Annotated in this window: 13 protein-coding genes; 11 read left to right on the top strand and 2 right to left on the bottom strand. The window is 60.8% G+C overall.

Translation table 11 applies throughout. The features are described from left to right. Positions 1–71: 71 nt before the first annotated feature. Positions 72–590 (top strand): DinB family protein, encoded by a 519-nt coding sequence (locus tag R4P70_RS10490; protein ID WP_317830787.1) that lies wholly within the window; start codon positions 72–74, stop codon positions 588–590. Here R4P70_RS10490 and R4P70_RS10485 read toward each other — a convergent pair whose 3' ends face one another. Both R4P70_RS10485 and R4P70_RS10480 read right to left on the bottom strand, forming a co-directional pair. Continuing rightward, the gene (locus R4P70_RS10485; protein WP_099697623.1) at positions 591–2,063 is read right to left on the bottom strand and encodes a mannitol dehydrogenase family protein; all 1,473 of its coding nucleotides are present in this window, start codon (positions 2,061–2,063) and stop codon (positions 591–593) included. A gap of 7 nt (positions 2,064–2,070) precedes the next feature. Next, positions 2,071–3,081: an NAD(P)-dependent alcohol dehydrogenase gene (locus R4P70_RS10480; protein ID WP_029538310.1), complete on the bottom strand. Its 1,011-nt coding sequence runs from the start codon at positions 3,079–3,081 to the stop codon at positions 2,071–2,073. A gap of 139 nt (positions 3,082–3,220) precedes the next feature. On the opposite strand from R4P70_RS10480, the gene R4P70_RS10475 reads away from it, so the two are divergent. From R4P70_RS10475 to R4P70_RS10430, 10 genes are all read left to right on the top strand, one after another. Beyond that, positions 3,221–4,219 carry a sugar-binding transcriptional regulator gene (locus tag R4P70_RS10475; RefSeq protein ID WP_021334180.1) on the top strand — a complete coding sequence of 333 codons (999 nt, stop codon included), beginning with the start codon at positions 3,221–3,223 and terminating at the stop codon, positions 4,217–4,219. A gap of 63 nt (positions 4,220–4,282) precedes the next feature. After that, positions 4,283–5,635: a sugar ABC transporter substrate-binding protein gene (locus R4P70_RS10470; RefSeq protein ID WP_317830786.1), complete on the top strand. Its 1,353-nt coding sequence runs from the start codon at positions 4,283–4,285 to the stop codon at positions 5,633–5,635. Then, on the top strand, positions 5,632–6,582 hold the full coding sequence (locus R4P70_RS10465) for a carbohydrate ABC transporter permease (protein WP_019748978.1): 951 nt from the start codon (positions 5,632–5,634) through the stop codon (positions 6,580–6,582). Before R4P70_RS10470 ends, R4P70_RS10465 begins: the two co-directional genes overlap by 4 nt. Further along, positions 6,582–7,448: a carbohydrate ABC transporter permease gene (locus R4P70_RS10460; RefSeq protein WP_317830785.1), complete on the top strand. Its 867-nt coding sequence runs from the start codon at positions 6,582–6,584 to the stop codon at positions 7,446–7,448. The genes R4P70_RS10465 and R4P70_RS10460 overlap by 1 nt, the downstream gene beginning before the upstream one ends. Before the next feature lie 27 nt (positions 7,449–7,475). Beyond that, complete coding sequence (locus tag R4P70_RS10455; protein ID WP_019748976.1) at positions 7,476–8,570, top strand: ABC transporter ATP-binding protein; 1,095 nt, start codon at positions 7,476–7,478, stop codon at positions 8,568–8,570. Between the two features lie 95 nt (positions 8,571–8,665). Further along, a complete protein-coding gene (locus R4P70_RS10450; RefSeq protein WP_019748975.1) occupies positions 8,666–9,583 on the top strand; it encodes a carbohydrate kinase family protein in 918 nt (305 codons plus the stop codon). A gap of 95 nt (positions 9,584–9,678) precedes the next feature. Then, positions 9,679–11,895, top strand: a complete 2,217-nt coding sequence (locus tag R4P70_RS10445) for an MMPL family transporter (protein ID WP_024487648.1) — start codon at positions 9,679–9,681, stop codon at positions 11,893–11,895. A gap of 18 nt (positions 11,896–11,913) precedes the next feature. Continuing rightward, positions 11,914–13,116 (top strand): sensor histidine kinase, encoded by a 1,203-nt coding sequence (locus R4P70_RS10440; RefSeq protein ID WP_019748973.1) that lies wholly within the window; start codon positions 11,914–11,916, stop codon positions 13,114–13,116. Further along, on the top strand, positions 13,113–13,787 hold the full coding sequence (locus R4P70_RS10435; protein ID WP_019748972.1) for a response regulator: 675 nt from the start codon (positions 13,113–13,115) through the stop codon (positions 13,785–13,787). Before R4P70_RS10440 ends, R4P70_RS10435 begins: the two co-directional genes overlap by 4 nt. Positions 13,788–13,851: 64 nt before the next feature. Further along, positions 13,852–15,165: an HNH endonuclease signature motif containing protein gene (locus R4P70_RS10430; RefSeq protein WP_317830784.1), complete on the top strand. Its 1,314-nt coding sequence runs from the start codon at positions 13,852–13,854 to the stop codon at positions 15,163–15,165. Positions 15,166–15,412 lie beyond the last annotated feature (247 nt).

The following is a 15,412-nucleotide window of genomic DNA, read 5'->3' as shown; positions in this document are numbered from 1 at the left end:
TAGCGATCATGATTCGCTTCATCGGCCAATCGAAGCAGACTGACCCCGCCCTGGCGGACTATTCTCGATCCATGCCGATCACCCCGGATACAAAGAACTGGACCTGGGTCCTCGAACGCCCATGCGCCGAGTGCGGGTTTGATTCGTCCGCTGTGGCGTTCGCGGATGTTCCAGATCTTGTGCGTAGCAATGCCGTCTCGTGGGCCGAGGTACTGGAGCGCGAGAATGTGACGGAGCGACCGGACAGCGAAACATGGTCAGCGCTGGAGTATTCCGCCCACGTACGCGACGTGTTCAGGATCTTCAAGGTGAGGTTGGATCAGATGCTCGAATTCGACGATCCGCAATTCGAGAACTGGGATCAAGACGCAACAGCTGAGGCCGAGCGGTACAACGACCAAGATCCGGCAACGGTGGCATCGGAATTGTCCGACGCCGCGGCGGAAGTCGCGAACGCCTTCGAAACCGTGCCAGAGGGTAGCCGCCAACGACGGGGTCTCCGCAGTGACGGATCGGCGTTCACCGTCGAATCGTTGGCGGCCTACTTCATTCACGATCCGATCCATCACCTGCACGACGTCTCGGCGTAGTCAGAGCCCGCGCACCTCCTCGAGGGTTCTTCTGGCTCCGACGGAGTGCAACGAGTCGAGGGTCTTTCGGAAGCTTGCGACAAATCGGCGATCGTCCACGAGATCGCCGAACACTTGGCGGTACCCGATGAAGGCCAACGGGTCGCTCGATTGTTTCTGGGCGAGCGGCACCAGAGCGTCCGACAGCTGATCGACGACGGTGATGGGATCTCCGTTCTCGTCTGTGCCCTCGGCGTAGCGGGCCCAGCTGGCGACAATTGCGGTGGACAGGTTGATCGACCCACCGGTGTCGAGTTGGGTCCGGATGACGGGCAACAGCCACTTGGGAATTCGATCGGACGACTCGGCGCACAGACGCGCAATCGTGTCGCGGACCTGGGGGTTCGAGAATCGTTCGATGAGGGTCTTCTTGTACTGATCGAGGTCGACGCCGGGTACCGGATCAAGGGTCGGCGTCGCTTCCAGATTCATGTAGTCGAGCAGGAACCCTGACAAGAGTTCGTCCTGGCATGCCTCGTGGACCAGGCGGTATCCGGCAAGGTAGCCGAAGTACGCGATGCCTTGATGGCTGGCATTGAGAAGGCGCAGTTTCATCAGTTCGTACGGGCGAACATCCGGCACGAGATTGACGCCGGCATTCTCCAGAGGTGGCCTGCCTGAGGTGAACTCGTCCTCGAGGAACCACGCGGTGAACGGCTCAGCTGCGACCGGCCACTGATCGTCCACGCCAAACGTCTCGGCGATCTCGGTGGTCACCTCGGCTGTCGTGACGGGTGTGATCCGGTCGACCATGGAGTTGGGGAAGGCGCCGTTCTCGTCGATCCACTCCGCAAGTTCGGGATCCTTCAGGGCGGCGAACGCTCCGACTGCCGTCCTGGCGACCGATCCGTTGCCTTCGATGTTGTCGCAACTCATGATCGTGAACGGGGCGAGGCCCCGGTCGCGACGGAGTGCGAGGGCCGCACAAATCAGACCGAAGGTGGTGCGGGGGAGTGTTCCCGGCTCGAGATCGTGCATCACATCGGGATGGGACGCGCCGAACTCGCCCGTAGTGTGCGAGATGTTGTATCCGCCCTCGGTGATGGTGAGAGATACGATTTTCGTCGATTCGGATGCCATCTTTTCGATCACCGCCTCCGGATCGTCGGGCGCGAACAAGTACTCGACGATCGACCCGATGACCCGGCCCTGGAGGGTTCCGTCAGCATGCTTGAGCGCCAGCGTGTAGAGGCCGTCCTGCGCGCGGAGTGCGTCTTTCATTCGCTTGTCCGACGGCATCACTCCCACTCCGCAGATTCCCCAGTCGAAGGCTTCACCTCGTCGCAGGAGGGTATCGATGTACATGGCCTGGTGTGCACGGTGAAAGCCTCCGACACCGAAATGCACTATGCCGGTAGTGACTTTGCTCCGGTCGTAGTTCGGCACTTCGAGTTCAGCATCGAAGTCGAGCAAGGTCTTCGTATTGAGTTCCATGAAAGTTCTAGTCTCCTTCGGCGACGATGACTACGGCTTTGATGCTGCCGGGAATGCGATCGGCCACCAGGGCCTCTTGCGATCGTTCGAGTGAAAAGCGTGCTGTGACCATCGAATCCAGATCGACGCGCCCGGCAGCGACCAGTGCGGCGGCGATCGGCCACGTGTTGGCGTACCGGAACACTCCGGTGAGCATCAGTTCGCGATTCTGAATGATCGGGACCGGCAACGGTATCTCGTCGGCACCCATTCCGACCAGAACGACGGTCCCAGCGGGCCGAACTGCGTGAATCCCGTCGATCACTGCGGCCGTGGCACCCGAGGCGTCGATGAACGCATCGACGGCCAGCGAGCGTACGTCGCTTTCACGAGGATCAACGACGGTTGTTGCGCCGAATTTCAGTGCCACATCACGCCGGGCCGCATCGATGTCCGAGACGATGACTTCCGTCGCGCCGAATGCCTTGGCCACCTGCGTCGTCACGATTCCTACCGGGCCGGCGCCGGCGATCAACACACGAGAGCCGGCAGTGATTCGCGCCTTCTGGGCTGAGGCGATCCCTACGGAGAGTGGCTCGAACAGCGCAGCTGCCTCGTAGGACACGGAATCTGCGATGGGATGGGCGAAGTCGGCACCGATCGTGACGTAGTCGGTCAGCGCACCGTCGATCGGCGGCGTCGCGAAGAACTCCATATGAGGGCAGAGGTTGTATCTGCCTGCCTTGGATTCGGAACTGGTCGGATCCGGCTTCTGAGGCTCGATGGAGACGCGCTGCCCGATGCGTCTTGGGTCGACGCCGTCACCGACTGCGGCGATGCGTCCCGATGCTTCGTGTCCGAGAACGAGCGGTGAGTTGACTACGTAAGGGCCGATGCGACCTTCGTGAAAGTAGTGCGCGTCCGACCCGCACACGCCCACGGCATGGATGCGAACGAGAACTTCACCCGTCTTCGGGGACGGTCGTGGTCTCTCGACCATCTGCATCTTTCCGGTCTCAACAAGGACATTTGCCCGAATTGTCGCAGGTAGATCGACGGAATCTCCGGAAACTGTTGTGTGGGTCACAACGTAGATGTTAGCTTAATGAGCATAAGAACATCTAGTGAGCATTTGCTCACGATCAAGAAACTTTGAACCTGATGCACAAGGAGACCGTGTGAACCAGTCGGCTCAGCCCGCAGGACTCAAGTCGTCGAAGTTGCCGGCTTCCGAGGATGTGCGGCTCGCCTTGCGGGCAGCGACCATGTATCACCTCGAAGGCGCTACTCAGGCGGAGATTGCAGCGAAGTTGGGCGTCTCGCGGCCTACGGCCGGGCGGCTGTTGGCCAGGGCGCGGACGCAAGGTTTGGTCAGGGTCGAGATTATGGTGCCGCCGGAGCTCGAAGGTTCGGTGAACACGGAGTTGGAATCGAAACTGGAGAAGCACTTCGGGTTGGCCGAAGTTTTGATTGTGCCCGAAGCAAATTCGGACTCGGACGATCCGGACTTCGACGCGCTCGGCCGACGAGCAGCGGAAGTTCTGGTTCGTCGTCTGCAGCCGTCGAGCGTTCTCGGGTTTACCTGGGGTCCGGAAACTGTTGCGGTAGCAGGATCTTTGCCAGACAAGGCGGCGAAGTGCTCGGCTGTGGTACAACTTGACGGCTCCATGACGGTGACCGACTACCAAACCGGTGTCGACTTCACCATCGGCCGATGTGCACAACAGTTGCAGGCCAATCCTATTCGCCTCAATGCTCCGCTATATGCCGACCCGGCGACTGTGGAGTCGATGCGAAACGACTCGGTCATCTCGAAGGCGCTGCAGGCCGGAACTGATTCCGACATCATGGTTTTCGGAGTTGGTGCCGTCTCGACTGCCACGACCTTGTTTGCCGGTAGCTTCGTCGACTCGACCATGCTGGACGAGTTGGAAAGTCGAGGCGCTGTCGGTGAAATCGGCGGCCGTTTCTACACGATCGACGGCAATCCAGTGGAGGGGCCACTGCCTGAGCGAACGGTCTCCGTATCGCTCGACGCAGTGAAATCCTGCGATCAGACGATTCTGATTTCGGGGGGAACACACAAACGCCAGGCCGTTCTGGGCGCATTGCGCGGAGGTTTGGCAAACGTACTCGTCACCGACGTCGAGTGCGCCCAGTGGCTGCTCGAAGGCTAGCGATCTCACGAGTTTCGCTGTCCGAGCGCGCGACTGACACGCAAGTGTGAAGGAAGGTAATCCGTGAAAACAGGAAGACGAGTGTGGGGCGCTGCCGCGGCGGCGCTCTGCCTCCTGGTGTCGGGATGTGCGGGCGCTGGTGCGCTCGGTGGTTCCGGCGAACGAACAGTCACCATCGCGATGGTGTCGAACTCGCAGATGCAGGACGCCATCAAACTGGCGCCGGCTTTCGAAGCCGAGAACCCTGGCATCGACCTCAAATTCGTCAGCCTTTCCGAGAACCAGGCGCGTGCCAAGATCACAGCGTCGACGGCAACCGGCGGCGGTGAGTTCGACGTCGTGATGATCAGCAACTACGAGACACCTCAGTGGGCCGCCAACGGTTGGCTCACGAACCTGTCCGAGTATGCAGACAAGACGCCCGGTTATGACGAGGACGACTTCATACCGTCGATCAAGACTTCTCTGTCATACGAGGACAGTATGTACGCGGTTCCGTTCTACGGGGAGTCGTCGTTCCTGATGTACCGCAAGGATCTGTTCGATCAGGCGGGGATAACAGTTCCCGAAGACCCGACGTGGCAAGAAGTTGCAGGTTGGGCAGCGCAGTTCGACAACCCGGATGCCAAGATGGCGGGAATCTGCTTGCGCGGAAAGCCTGGCTGGGGTGAGGTACTCGCACCGCTGAACACAGTGATCAACACCTTCGGTGGACGCTGGTACGACGAGAATTGGAATGCGCAGCTGACCAGTCCGCAGGTCGAGGATGCGGTTCAGTTCTACGTGGACACGGTCAAGGGGCACGGTCAGCCGGGTCCTGCCACAAGCGGATTCGGTGAATGTGCAACACAATTCGCGCAAGGCAACACGGCGATGTGGTACGACGCGACGTCGGCTGTGTCGGTTCTCGAGGACCCTGCGTCGTCGAAGGTAGTCGGCAACATCGGATATGCGAAGGCCCCGAAGGTCGAGAAGTCCGATCCTGGTTGGCTCTACACCTGGGCGCTCGGAATCCCGGAGTCGGCAAAGAACAAAGATGACGCCTGGAAGTTCATTTCCTGGATGACGAACAAGGACTACATCCAGAAGGTCGGAACCGAACTCGGCTGGTCGAGAGTTCCTCCGGGAAGTCGCCTATCGACCTACGAGATTCCGGAATATCAAGAGGCCGCACAGGCATTCGGTCCGATCACCCTCGAATCGATCAACAATGCAGATCCGAAGAACCCGACAGTGCAACCGGTTCCGTACACCGGCGTCCAGTTCCTCACCATCCCTGAGTTTCAGGACCTGGGCACTCGCGTCAGCCAGCAGATCAGTGCTGCCATCGCGGGTCAGAAGAGCGTGAAAGAAGCACTCGAACAATCCCAGCAGTATGCCGAGGTGGTCGGCAAGACCTATCAGGAGAACCGATGACTACGGTTGCCGAGCCCAGAACTACGGTGGACGACGCGCCACCGGTCCGTGTCGAAAAGAAGATCTCCCGCGCCGAGGGTTGGCGTCGTAGAGGTCCCCTGTTGCCGGCGTTGATCTTCTCGATCGTCGTCACCCAGATTCCGTTCCTGTTCACCCTCTACTACTCGACGCAGTCGTGGAACCTTGTCCGGCCGGGATCGCGGCACTTCAACGGGTTCGACAACTACATCGAGGTTTTCAAGGACAGTCAGTTTCGGGAAGTCGCGGTCAACACGGTCATCATGATCGTGGGTACGGTCATCGTTTCGGTGATCCTCGGACTCGCGTTGGCACTCCTACTCGACAGAGCCTTCCTCGGTCGCGGGATCGTGCGGACACTGCTCATCACGCCATTTCTCATCACCCCCGTCGCTGGCGCATTGCTCTGGAAGACAACAATGTTCGACCCGGTATTCGGTATCGTGAACTTTGTCCTCCAGCCTTTCGGTGTCGGCCAGGTCGACTGGGTCAGCAAGTTTCCGCTCGCCGCCGTCATGATCAATCTGATCTGGCAGTGGACGCCTTTCATGATGCTGCTCATTCTGGCCGGCTTGCAGTCCATGCCCCGAGACATCCTCGAAGCCGCACGGGTGGACGGAGCCAAGCCGTTTGCGATGTTCCGCGAACTGACACTGCCGCACCTGCGCCGCTTCATCGAACTCGGTGCAGTTCTGGGTGCGATCTACCTCGTGAACACCTTTGACGCGGTGTACATGATGACGTCGGGCGGGCCAGGCGTGGCCAGCTCGAACCTGCCGTTCTACATCTACCAGCGCGCATTCCTCGGCTTCGACGTAGGTCAAGCTGCGGCGATGGGTGTCGTGACAGTGATCGCGACCATCATCGTGTCGACACTTGCGCTCCGATTGATCTTCAAGAGCTTCACCGGCAACGAGGAGGCGGCGTGATGACTGCCGTAGAGACGACAAGCGTGACGACCGACAAACCCGTCGTCAAGAAAAAGAAGAGCAGTAAGTTCAGTCCGTGGTCGGTCGTGGCGTGGATCGCCGCTCTCGGGTTCTTCTTCCCGGTCTTCTGGATGGTCCTGACCGCGTTCAAGACCGAGGCAGACGCCTACACGGATCCGCCGAAGTTGTTCTTCACTCCCACCCTCGAACAGTTCCGTGCCGTTCTCGATTCCGGTCTGGGTACCACGCTGGCGAACTCGGCATTTGCCACAGGAATGTCCACCATTCTTGTTCTGCTACTGGGTGTTCCGGCGGCATTTGCGCTCTCGCTTCGCCCGGTGAAGAAGACGCAGGATGTGCTGTTCTTCTTCATCAGTACCAAGATGCTCCCAGTCGTCGCTGCAATCGTGCCGCTGTACGTGATCGTCAACGACATCGGATTGCTCGACAACATCTGGGCGCTGATCATCTTGTACACATCGATGAATCTGCCGATCGCAGTGTGGATGATGCGTTCGTTCTTTCTCGAAGTCCCCGGCGAGCTTCTCGAAGCCGCCAGCATGGACGGCGCGAGCTTGTGGACCTCGGTCCGAGAGGTGATCCTCCCGCTGATCTCGCCCGGAATTGCTGCGACTGCGCTGATCTGCGTGATCTTCTCGTGGAACGAATTCTTCTTCGCAGTCAACCTGACAGCTGTTCAAGCGCAGACGATTCCGGTCTTCCTGGTCGGCTTCATCACCGGCGAGGGCCTGTACTGGGCTCGGCTCTCTGCGGCAGCGACCATGGCGGCATTGCCCGTCATCCTGGCCGGTTGGTTCGCCCAGAACAAACTGGTGCGCGGCCTGTCCTTCGGTGCAATCAAATAATTCTCCTCACCCTCTCAGGAGTTCGTCATGGCTGAAATCTCGTACCAGAAAGCGTCTTGCATCTACGAAGGTGCCGGGACCCTCGCTGTTGATTCACTCGATCTTGACATCAAGGACGGGGAGTTCATCGTGCTCGTCGGTCCGTCAGGTTCCGGAAAGTCCACGGCCCTGCGCATGTTGGCAGGGCTCGAGGACATCGATTCCGGTGCGATCACCATCAACGGCAAGGACATGACCGATGTCCCGTCGAAGGATCGCGACATCGCAATGGTCTTCCAGAATTACGCGCTGTACCCCAATAAAACCGTCGGCGAAAACATGGGGTTCGCGTTGAAGATGCGCGGTGTGCCCGTCGAGGAGCGCAAGAAGAAAGTTGCCGAAGCGGCCAAACTGCTTGACCTTACGGAATACCTCGACCGCAAGCCGGCCAAGCTTTCCGGCGGCCAACGGCAGCGAGTTGCCATGGGCCGAGCAATCGTTCGTGAACCGCAAGTGTTCTGCATGGACGAGCCGCTCTCCAACCTCGACGCAAAGCTACGCGTCCAGACCCGCACGCAGATCGCGGCGTTGCAGCGTCGTCTCGGAACCACCACCGTCTACGTCACGCACGATCAGGTGGAAGCGATGACGATGGGTGATCGCGTGGCAGTGCTCAAGGGCGGCAAGTTGCAACAATTCGCTTCTCCGACCGAACTTTACGATCGGCCGGCCAATGCGTTTGTTGCAGGCTTCATCGGATCTCCCGGTATGAACTTGGTAACGGCGCCGGTCAGTTCGGGTGGGGTGCGTTTCGGCGACGTCGAGGTTCCGCTGGACCGCGAGCAGATGGCGGCAATCGCCGCGGCCGGTCTGGCTTCGGTCACAGTGGGAATTCGGCCCGAGCAATTCCAGGTGGTTGCTGCCGGAGACGGAATCGCAGCTCAGATCGACCTGGTAGAGGAACTGGGCAACGAGTCGTACATCTACGCACACGTGCCTGGTACCGAAGCCGACCCGATCTCGCTCGTTGCACGCACCGGCGGGCGATCGAAGCTGCAGTACGGCCAGACGCTGGGCTTCGAGCGGGTGGACGGTCCTGTTCACCTCTTCGACCCGACTACGGGTGAGCGCGTGGGTAGCTGAATCCCACCACAATCGTGACCTGCTCGGCACCCGAACTCGTTCGTGCCGAGCAGGTCACATCCATCTTCGACTGGTGAGAAGGTTAGGGTCTACCGATGAGTGATACACGCGAACGATCCGTCGTGGTGTGTGGTGAGGGACTGGTTGATCTGGTTCCGGTGGGGGAGAACTTCTCACCCAAGTTGGGCGGTGGACCGTTCAACGTTGCGATCGCGGTGGGTCGACTCGGATCCGACGTGGGATTCGTCTCTCGCTTGTCCACCGACGCGTTCGGAGATCGGATGATCGACTCGCTGGCCGCGTCGAATGTCGACACGACCGGAGTCGAACGTGGGCCCGAGCCGACAACTCTGGCCGTCGTGAACCTTGCAGCGGACGGAGGTGCGCGGTATTCCTTCTACCTCGAGGGAACGGCGGATCGACAGTTCGCGCTGCCGAAACTTCCCTCTGCCCGGGCATTCTCGTTCGGAACGCTGTCGCTGGTGCTCGAGCCCGGGGCCTCCGCTTACGAAGCCATGCTGCACGAAGCGCACGCCCGCGGTCGACTCACCATGGTGGACCCCAACATTCGTCCGGCGGTGATCTCGGACCCGGAAGCATATCGACGACGATTTCGTTCGTGGTTGCCCGCCATCGATATTCTCAAAGTGAGCGACGACGACGCCAAGTGGTTGGGTTCGGTCGACGGCGCCGAGTGGCTCGACGAAGGCGTCGGCGCCGTACTGCTCACCCGTGGCGGTGACGGGTTGCGGTTGATCACCAAGGAACTCGATGTTTCGGTGCCCGCGCCCGCAGTCGACGTCGCGGACACGATCGGTGCGGGCGATACCGTTCACGGAGCCCTGCTGGCCTACCTTGATCGTCACGATGCACTCGACGTCGCCGTTGTGCGCGGGTTCTCCGAGGCAGATTGGTCGGCCGCGTTGACCTTTGCCGCACGCGCGGCAGCCGTCACCGTGTCACGACCAGGGGCGGATCCGCCGTGGTCAAGGGAGTTGGGCCTGCCCGTCTAGCACTGGGGACCACCGCCCTACTGCGAGCGCAGTACGTCGAACTGCCTACCTGTGCACGATGTGCGACGGGGTCGTGTATCGGCACAGTGATACGCATGTCGATATTCCTGTACAAACTCTCGCGACTCGCGTTTCGTCGTCGCTGGGCAATGGTGGGCTTCTGGGTCGTCCTGCTGGTGGCGGGCGGAGTAGGCGCAGCAACGCTGTCCGGTCCGACCGTCAACACATTGTCGATCCCGGGCACAGAATCGCAAGCGGCACAGGACCTTCTGGCTGAACGGTTCCCGGAATCGTCCACCGGCGGAGCCAGTGCTCGCATAGTCTTCGAATCTCCGGCGGGCACGACGCTCGCCGATCCGGCCATTCGACAATCCGTCAGTGAATTGGTCTCTGCGCTCGGGAAGGACCCCGAGGTTGCAGCGGTATCGGATCCGTATGCATCCGGCGGAGTGTCGCCGACTGGGACGATCGGATACATGCAGGTCTCCTATACAGCCGACTCGATGGACTTGCCGGACAGTTCGAAAGAACTGCTCGAGTCCGCTGTCCACGACGCCTCGGATTCAGGGCTGGCAGTCGATGTTGCCGGCAACGTGCTGATGGAAAGCAGCGCCGAATCGATGGGAGAGGTGATCGGAGTCGCGATCGCCGCGGTGGTGCTGACCGTCACCTTCGGTTCCTTGGTTGCGGCGGGGCTTCCTTTGATCAGCGCGTTGATCGGCATCGGCATCGCGATCTGCACGATCACCATCGCAACTGGTTTCATCGAATTGGGTTCGAGCACAACCGTCCTGGCAATGATGCTGGGGCTCGCCGTGGCGATCGACTATTCGCTGTTCATCGTCTCGCGCTACCGCTCCGAACTACGTGACGGACATGATCCGGAAATTGCTGCGGGCCGCGCAGCGGGGACTGCGGGTTCGGCCGTAGTGTTCGCGGGGTTGACCGTCCTCATCGCACTGGCCGGACTGTTCGTCGTGAACATCCCGTTCCTGACAAGCATGGGTCTGGCTGCAGCATTCGCAGTTGCTGTTGCAGTGGTGATTTCACTGACGCTGCTGCCCGCCACACTCGGATTTGCAGGGTCGCGCGTCCTGAGTCGGTCTGATCGTCGACTGCTGGCGTCCGGCGGTGAACTGACACACCGGAAACAGTCGGAGGGGGCGGGCTCGCGATGGGCCAAGTTCGTGATCCGGCGTCGAGTTCCGGTTTTGCTCGCGTCAGTCCTCGGGTTGGGATTGCTGGCGATCCCCACCTTCGGAATCAACCTGAGTTTGGCGAGCCCACCAGTGCCCGACACAACTGCCGCCAGGGCTACCGACCGACTATCCGAGGGGTTCGGTGCCGGGTTCAGCGGTCCGCTCATGGTGGTCGTCGACGTTGCCGACGCCGCAGATCCGGCAGCGGCATTGAGCGGCGCCCAGGAAAAGCTCGGTGCTCTGCCCGACGTAGCGGCAGTGACGCCGCCAGCACTCAATCAGGCCGGCGATACAGCAGTCATCACGGTGGTCCCCTCGAGTGGCCCGGAAACCGAGGCAACAAAGGCGCTCGTCGCAGATATACGTGAGGTCGCCGGATCACTGACCGACGAGACCGGGGCCACGATGTCGGTCACCGGTCAGACAGCGTTGACGATCGACGTCTCGGACCGCTTGGCTGATGCCCTCGTTCCCTACCTCGCATTGGTCGTCGGCCTCGCCTTCATTCTTTTGATGCTGGTGTTCCGCTCGATCTTGGTACCGCTCAAGGCAACTCTCGGATTTCTGCTCTCGATCGGCGCGACGTTCGGTGTGCTGGTCGCGATCTTCCAGTGGGGTTGGTTCGCCGGCATTCTCGGAATCGAAGGCCAAACTGGATCAGTTGTGGCGATGTTGCCCATCTTCATGATCGGCATCGTCTTCGGGTTGGCGATGGACTACCAGGTGTTCCTCGTGACCAGAATGCGTGAAGCGTTCGTCCACGGTGACGGACCGGACGAAGCAGTCGTGAAGGGCTTCGACCAGGGCGCGCGAGTCGTCACGGCCGCGGCGCTGATCATGATCGCCGTTTTCGCGGGCTTCATCTTCGGCGGCGACGCCTTCATCATGCAGATCGGACTCGGACTCTCGTTCGCGGTTCTGTTCGACGCCTTCGTGATTCGTATGACCGTCGTACCGGCCGTCATGTCCCTGTTGGGCTCGAAGGCATGGTGGTTCCCCTCATGGCTGGACCGGTTGGTCCCGAACGTCGATGTCGAGGGGGAGCAGTTGACTGCGCTGCTCGCAGATTCGAAGGAATCCAGTGAACCCACGAGCGACAAGTTGTCGGTATGACCCGGATACGGTAGATCGATGACTTCGACATCGACGTGGGGTCGATGGTGTGCGGAACACCCGCGCACCATCGACCTGGCACTGACGATCCTCGTGCTCCTTGCCACGTGGACGGCGCACCGCATCGCGCTCGATGGCAATGACACCCGCGAAGTAACAGTTGTGGGAGTCCTTGTAACAGCGATCGCAGCGGCGACCATCGTATTCCGAAGGCGCTACCCGTTCTCGGCGCTGGCGGTGGCAGTACTCCTCGGCGTATTGATGATTGCACTGTCAGCGCCGCCGAATGCCGGCACAGGTTCCGCGGCGATGGTGTGCCTCTACTACGTTGCCAGCACGAGTGACCGCCGGAGGACCTTCTTCGCAGCGGCGAGCACAGTCAGCTCGCTGATGCTCGTCACAATCTTCCTGGGAGTGGGGAACAATCTCCTGCAGGAGGCACTGGGGTTGTTGGCGTGGTTGCTGATGGCAAGTTTCGCCGGCGCCGAGGTCCGTTCTCGCCGCGCCTATCTGGAGTCCGTCGAGGCGCGCGCGGTGCAAGCGGAAAGAATGCGCGAGGACGAGGCCCGACACCGCGTCGTCGAAGAAAGGATGCGGATTGCGCGAGACCTGCACGACGTTGTCGCGCACCACATTGCCTTGGTCAACCTGCAAGTCGGGGTCGCGTCGCACTTGATCGGGAAAGACCCCGAGAAGGCGACGACTGCACTTCGCGGAGTGGAGGAAACGTCCAAGGCGGCACTCGATGAAATTCGGGCCACGGTCGGAGTTCTCCGTGACGCTCAGGACGGTGATCGCTCGATGAAACCGGCTCCGGGGCTTTCGGATCTACCGGCACTGGTGGATCAATTCGTCAGTGCGGGAATGGAAATCGAAGTGCGCGCAGTGGGTTCGCTACGCCCTCTCGGGCCAGCAGTAGACCTCACGGCGTACCGAATTATCCAGGAAGCACTCGTGAATGCGAGCAAGCATGCGTTGCCAGGGGCCGTCACCGTGTCGTTGTCGTACGAAGCCGAGGTTCTGGTGCTGTCGGTCGAAAACTCCGGAACGGCAGTGCCTTCGACGTCACCGCCCGGGTACGGACTGCTGGGAATGAAGGAGAGGGCACAGGCAATGGGAGGCGAGGTCTCAGCAGGATTCCGCGCGGACGGGGGATTTCGTGTGGACGCCCAACTACCGCTGGTCTCGGTCTCCAGCGGTTCGGAGCGTGAGGAGTCGTGAGTATTCGGGTGGTAGTGGCAGACGATCAGGCGCTATTCCGTCAAACGCTTGCGCTGCTGATCGGTTCGGAAGACGACATGGAGGTGGTCGCCGAGGCGGCAGACGGAGAGCAGGCATTCCAGGCGGCGCTCGAGCACCGACCCGACGTTGTACTGATGGACATTCGCATGCCGGGCACCAGCGGAGTCGAAGCGACCGCCATGATCGCCGATCATCCGGATTTGTCCGACGTACACGTACTGATCCTGACGACCTTCGAAGTGGATGAGCATGTGGCACAGGCGATCCGGGCGGGAGCGAGCGGCTTCATCGGCAAAGGAATCCGAGCTGAGGATCTACTTGATGCTGTTCGGACGGTCGCAGGTGGGAACTCTTTGTTGTCGCCGATTGCGACCAGCGCGTTGATTTCTCGATTCCTTTCCACTCCGTCGCGGGCCGACTCGACTTCCGGGATTTTCGGTCAATTGACACCACGCGAACTCGAAGTGGTCACCCTCGTTGCCCTCGGGATGTCCAACGACGAAATCGCCGCGGAATTGGTGATCAGCGCGGTCACGGCAAAAACCCATGTGAACCGGGCGATGACGAAACTGGATGTCCGCGACCGCGCGCAACTGGTGGTTCTCGCCTATCAATGCGGTGTGGTGATTCCGGGACGCTCGGTGGATTGACTCGAGAAACTCTTGACTCGAACGGGTGTTCGAGTATTGTCTGGGGTGGGGATCGGGGGATTCAATGAGTGTTCTGTTGTCGGATGTGGTGTCTGGTTCTGCGGTGGGGTTGCGCGGACGACTGTGGCGGTTGTCTGCTGCGGAGTTACGTACCGCTGCTATCGAGGCGAGTGCGGAGATTCTGCGTCTCGAGGCCGTTCGTGTGGCGGTGGTGGACGAGTTGTCGATGCGTCCCGATGATCAGGTGATTGCCAGCCGCGGGGTGGGGTGCTGGTTGGCGGCAAACACGATGCTGCAGGTTCAGGACGGGAAGAAGATCGCCGCCCTGGGTGCTGCGCTTCGGCCGTTTCCGGCGGTGACTGCCCGGTTCGATGTCGGGGACTGCTCCTTCGATCATGCCGTGTTGATCGTGGCGTTCTGCGAATCACCACCGAAGGGCATGCCGGACGAAGCGCTCCCTCGCTGTATCGACTTGTTGTTGGCTGCCGCTTCCGGAGTGGAGGCCACGACCACGAAGGTACGGAACGTGATCGCGACCTTGGAGCGAATCTTCGAATCCGATGAGATTCCGCCCGCCGAAGATATCGACCGCAACGAGCTCCGGATCGCGTCGACGTTGAACGGTCGGGTGGTGGTGCGCGGGGATTTCGATGCTCTCACCGGTGAAATGTTGTTGTCGGCGTTGTCGAATCTGACGATGCCGACCCCGGCACCGGATGGAACCCCGGATTCTCGGTCGGCGGCGAAACGCACGGCGGACGGGTTCACCGAACTGATCCGCCGGTATTTGGACTGCGCCAAGACCGGTACGGATGGTGGTCAGCGGCCGCACGTGAACGTGCACATCAACGTGCGTGATTTAGCGGAGCATCGCGATTGCGCCGCCGCGCCCTTGCCCGCTGCTCCTGATGGTGGTGGAGTGGCTGTGTCGGATCTCGATGTCGGGCACATGCCCTGGCTCGGGCCACTCTCGGTGTCGCAGACCAGACTCCTCGGGTGTGACTGTTTCCTGTCGACTGTTCTGCTCGACGGTCACGGGGCGCCGCTCGATGCGAGACCCGGAAAGAGGTTGGTCACCGCGGAGCAGCGAGTGGCGTTGATCGCCCGGGACAAGGGCTGCGCGTTCCCGGGCTGCACATGTGTGCCGGCGTGGACGGATGCGCACCATATTCGGCACTGGGCCAACGGCGGGCCGACGGTGATGAACAACCTTGTCCTGCTGTGCCGTTCGCATCACCGGCTGATGCACCGGAAATCCGGGTTCGTCGGGAAGTGGGTGATCCGGATCGGGGTCGACAACAAACCGTGGTTCATCCCGCCGCCCTCGATCGATCCGCAGCAGCACCCGCGGCCGGCGAACACGACATTCAAAACCTGAGGGGTCAAACCTCACATGCACCAGAACATGGCCATGCCTGTTTCAGACCCGCTGCTCTGTGTCCGACCGATTGGTGGGAGGTGGAGTCGAATGGGTGCGTGCTTTCGGGGTGACTCTACTTTCGGGTGCCCGTGTGGCCTGTCCCACTCAGTGGGTCATTCCTTCGTCGTCGCCAAGCCGGTTGTGCCAGGTCATTTGGACGTCTGACCTGCAGTGCAAAATCTTTCGTTAGAACACGTTCCAATTT

The sequence above is a fragment of the Rhodococcus sp. IEGM 1241 genome (assembly GCF_033142365.1).
Lineage (GTDB): Bacteria > Actinomycetota > Actinomycetes > Mycobacteriales > Mycobacteriaceae > Rhodococcus_F > Rhodococcus_F erythropolis.
The sequence above is the reverse complement of the archived record's forward strand: the minus strand, read 5'-3'. Positions and strand labels throughout refer to the sequence as shown.

Bases quoted from the DNA above. Each gene is read 5' to 3' on its own strand.
- R4P70_RS10490 (WP_317830787.1), top strand. From the start codon at position 72: ATGCCGATCACCCCGGATACAAAGAACTGGACCTGGGTCCTCGAACGC.
- R4P70_RS10485 (WP_099697623.1), bottom strand. From the start codon at position 2,063: ATGGAACTCAATACGAAGACCTTGCTCGACTTCGATGCTGAACTCGAA.
- R4P70_RS10465 (WP_019748978.1), top strand. From the start codon at position 5,632: ATGACTACGGTTGCCGAGCCCAGAACTACGGTGGACGACGCGCCACCG.
- R4P70_RS10460 (WP_317830785.1), top strand. From the start codon at position 6,582: ATGACTGCCGTAGAGACGACAAGCGTGACGACCGACAAACCCGTCGTC.
- R4P70_RS10455 (WP_019748976.1), top strand. From the start codon at position 7,476: ATGGCTGAAATCTCGTACCAGAAAGCGTCTTGCATCTACGAAGGTGCC.
- R4P70_RS10450 (WP_019748975.1), top strand. From the start codon at position 8,666: ATGAGTGATACACGCGAACGATCCGTCGTGGTGTGTGGTGAGGGACTG.
- R4P70_RS10445 (WP_024487648.1), top strand. From the start codon at position 9,679: ATGTCGATATTCCTGTACAAACTCTCGCGACTCGCGTTTCGTCGTCGC.
- R4P70_RS10440 (WP_019748973.1), top strand. From the start codon at position 11,914: ATGACTTCGACATCGACGTGGGGTCGATGGTGTGCGGAACACCCGCGC.
- R4P70_RS10430 (WP_317830784.1), top strand. From the start codon at position 13,852: ATGAGTGTTCTGTTGTCGGATGTGGTGTCTGGTTCTGCGGTGGGGTTG.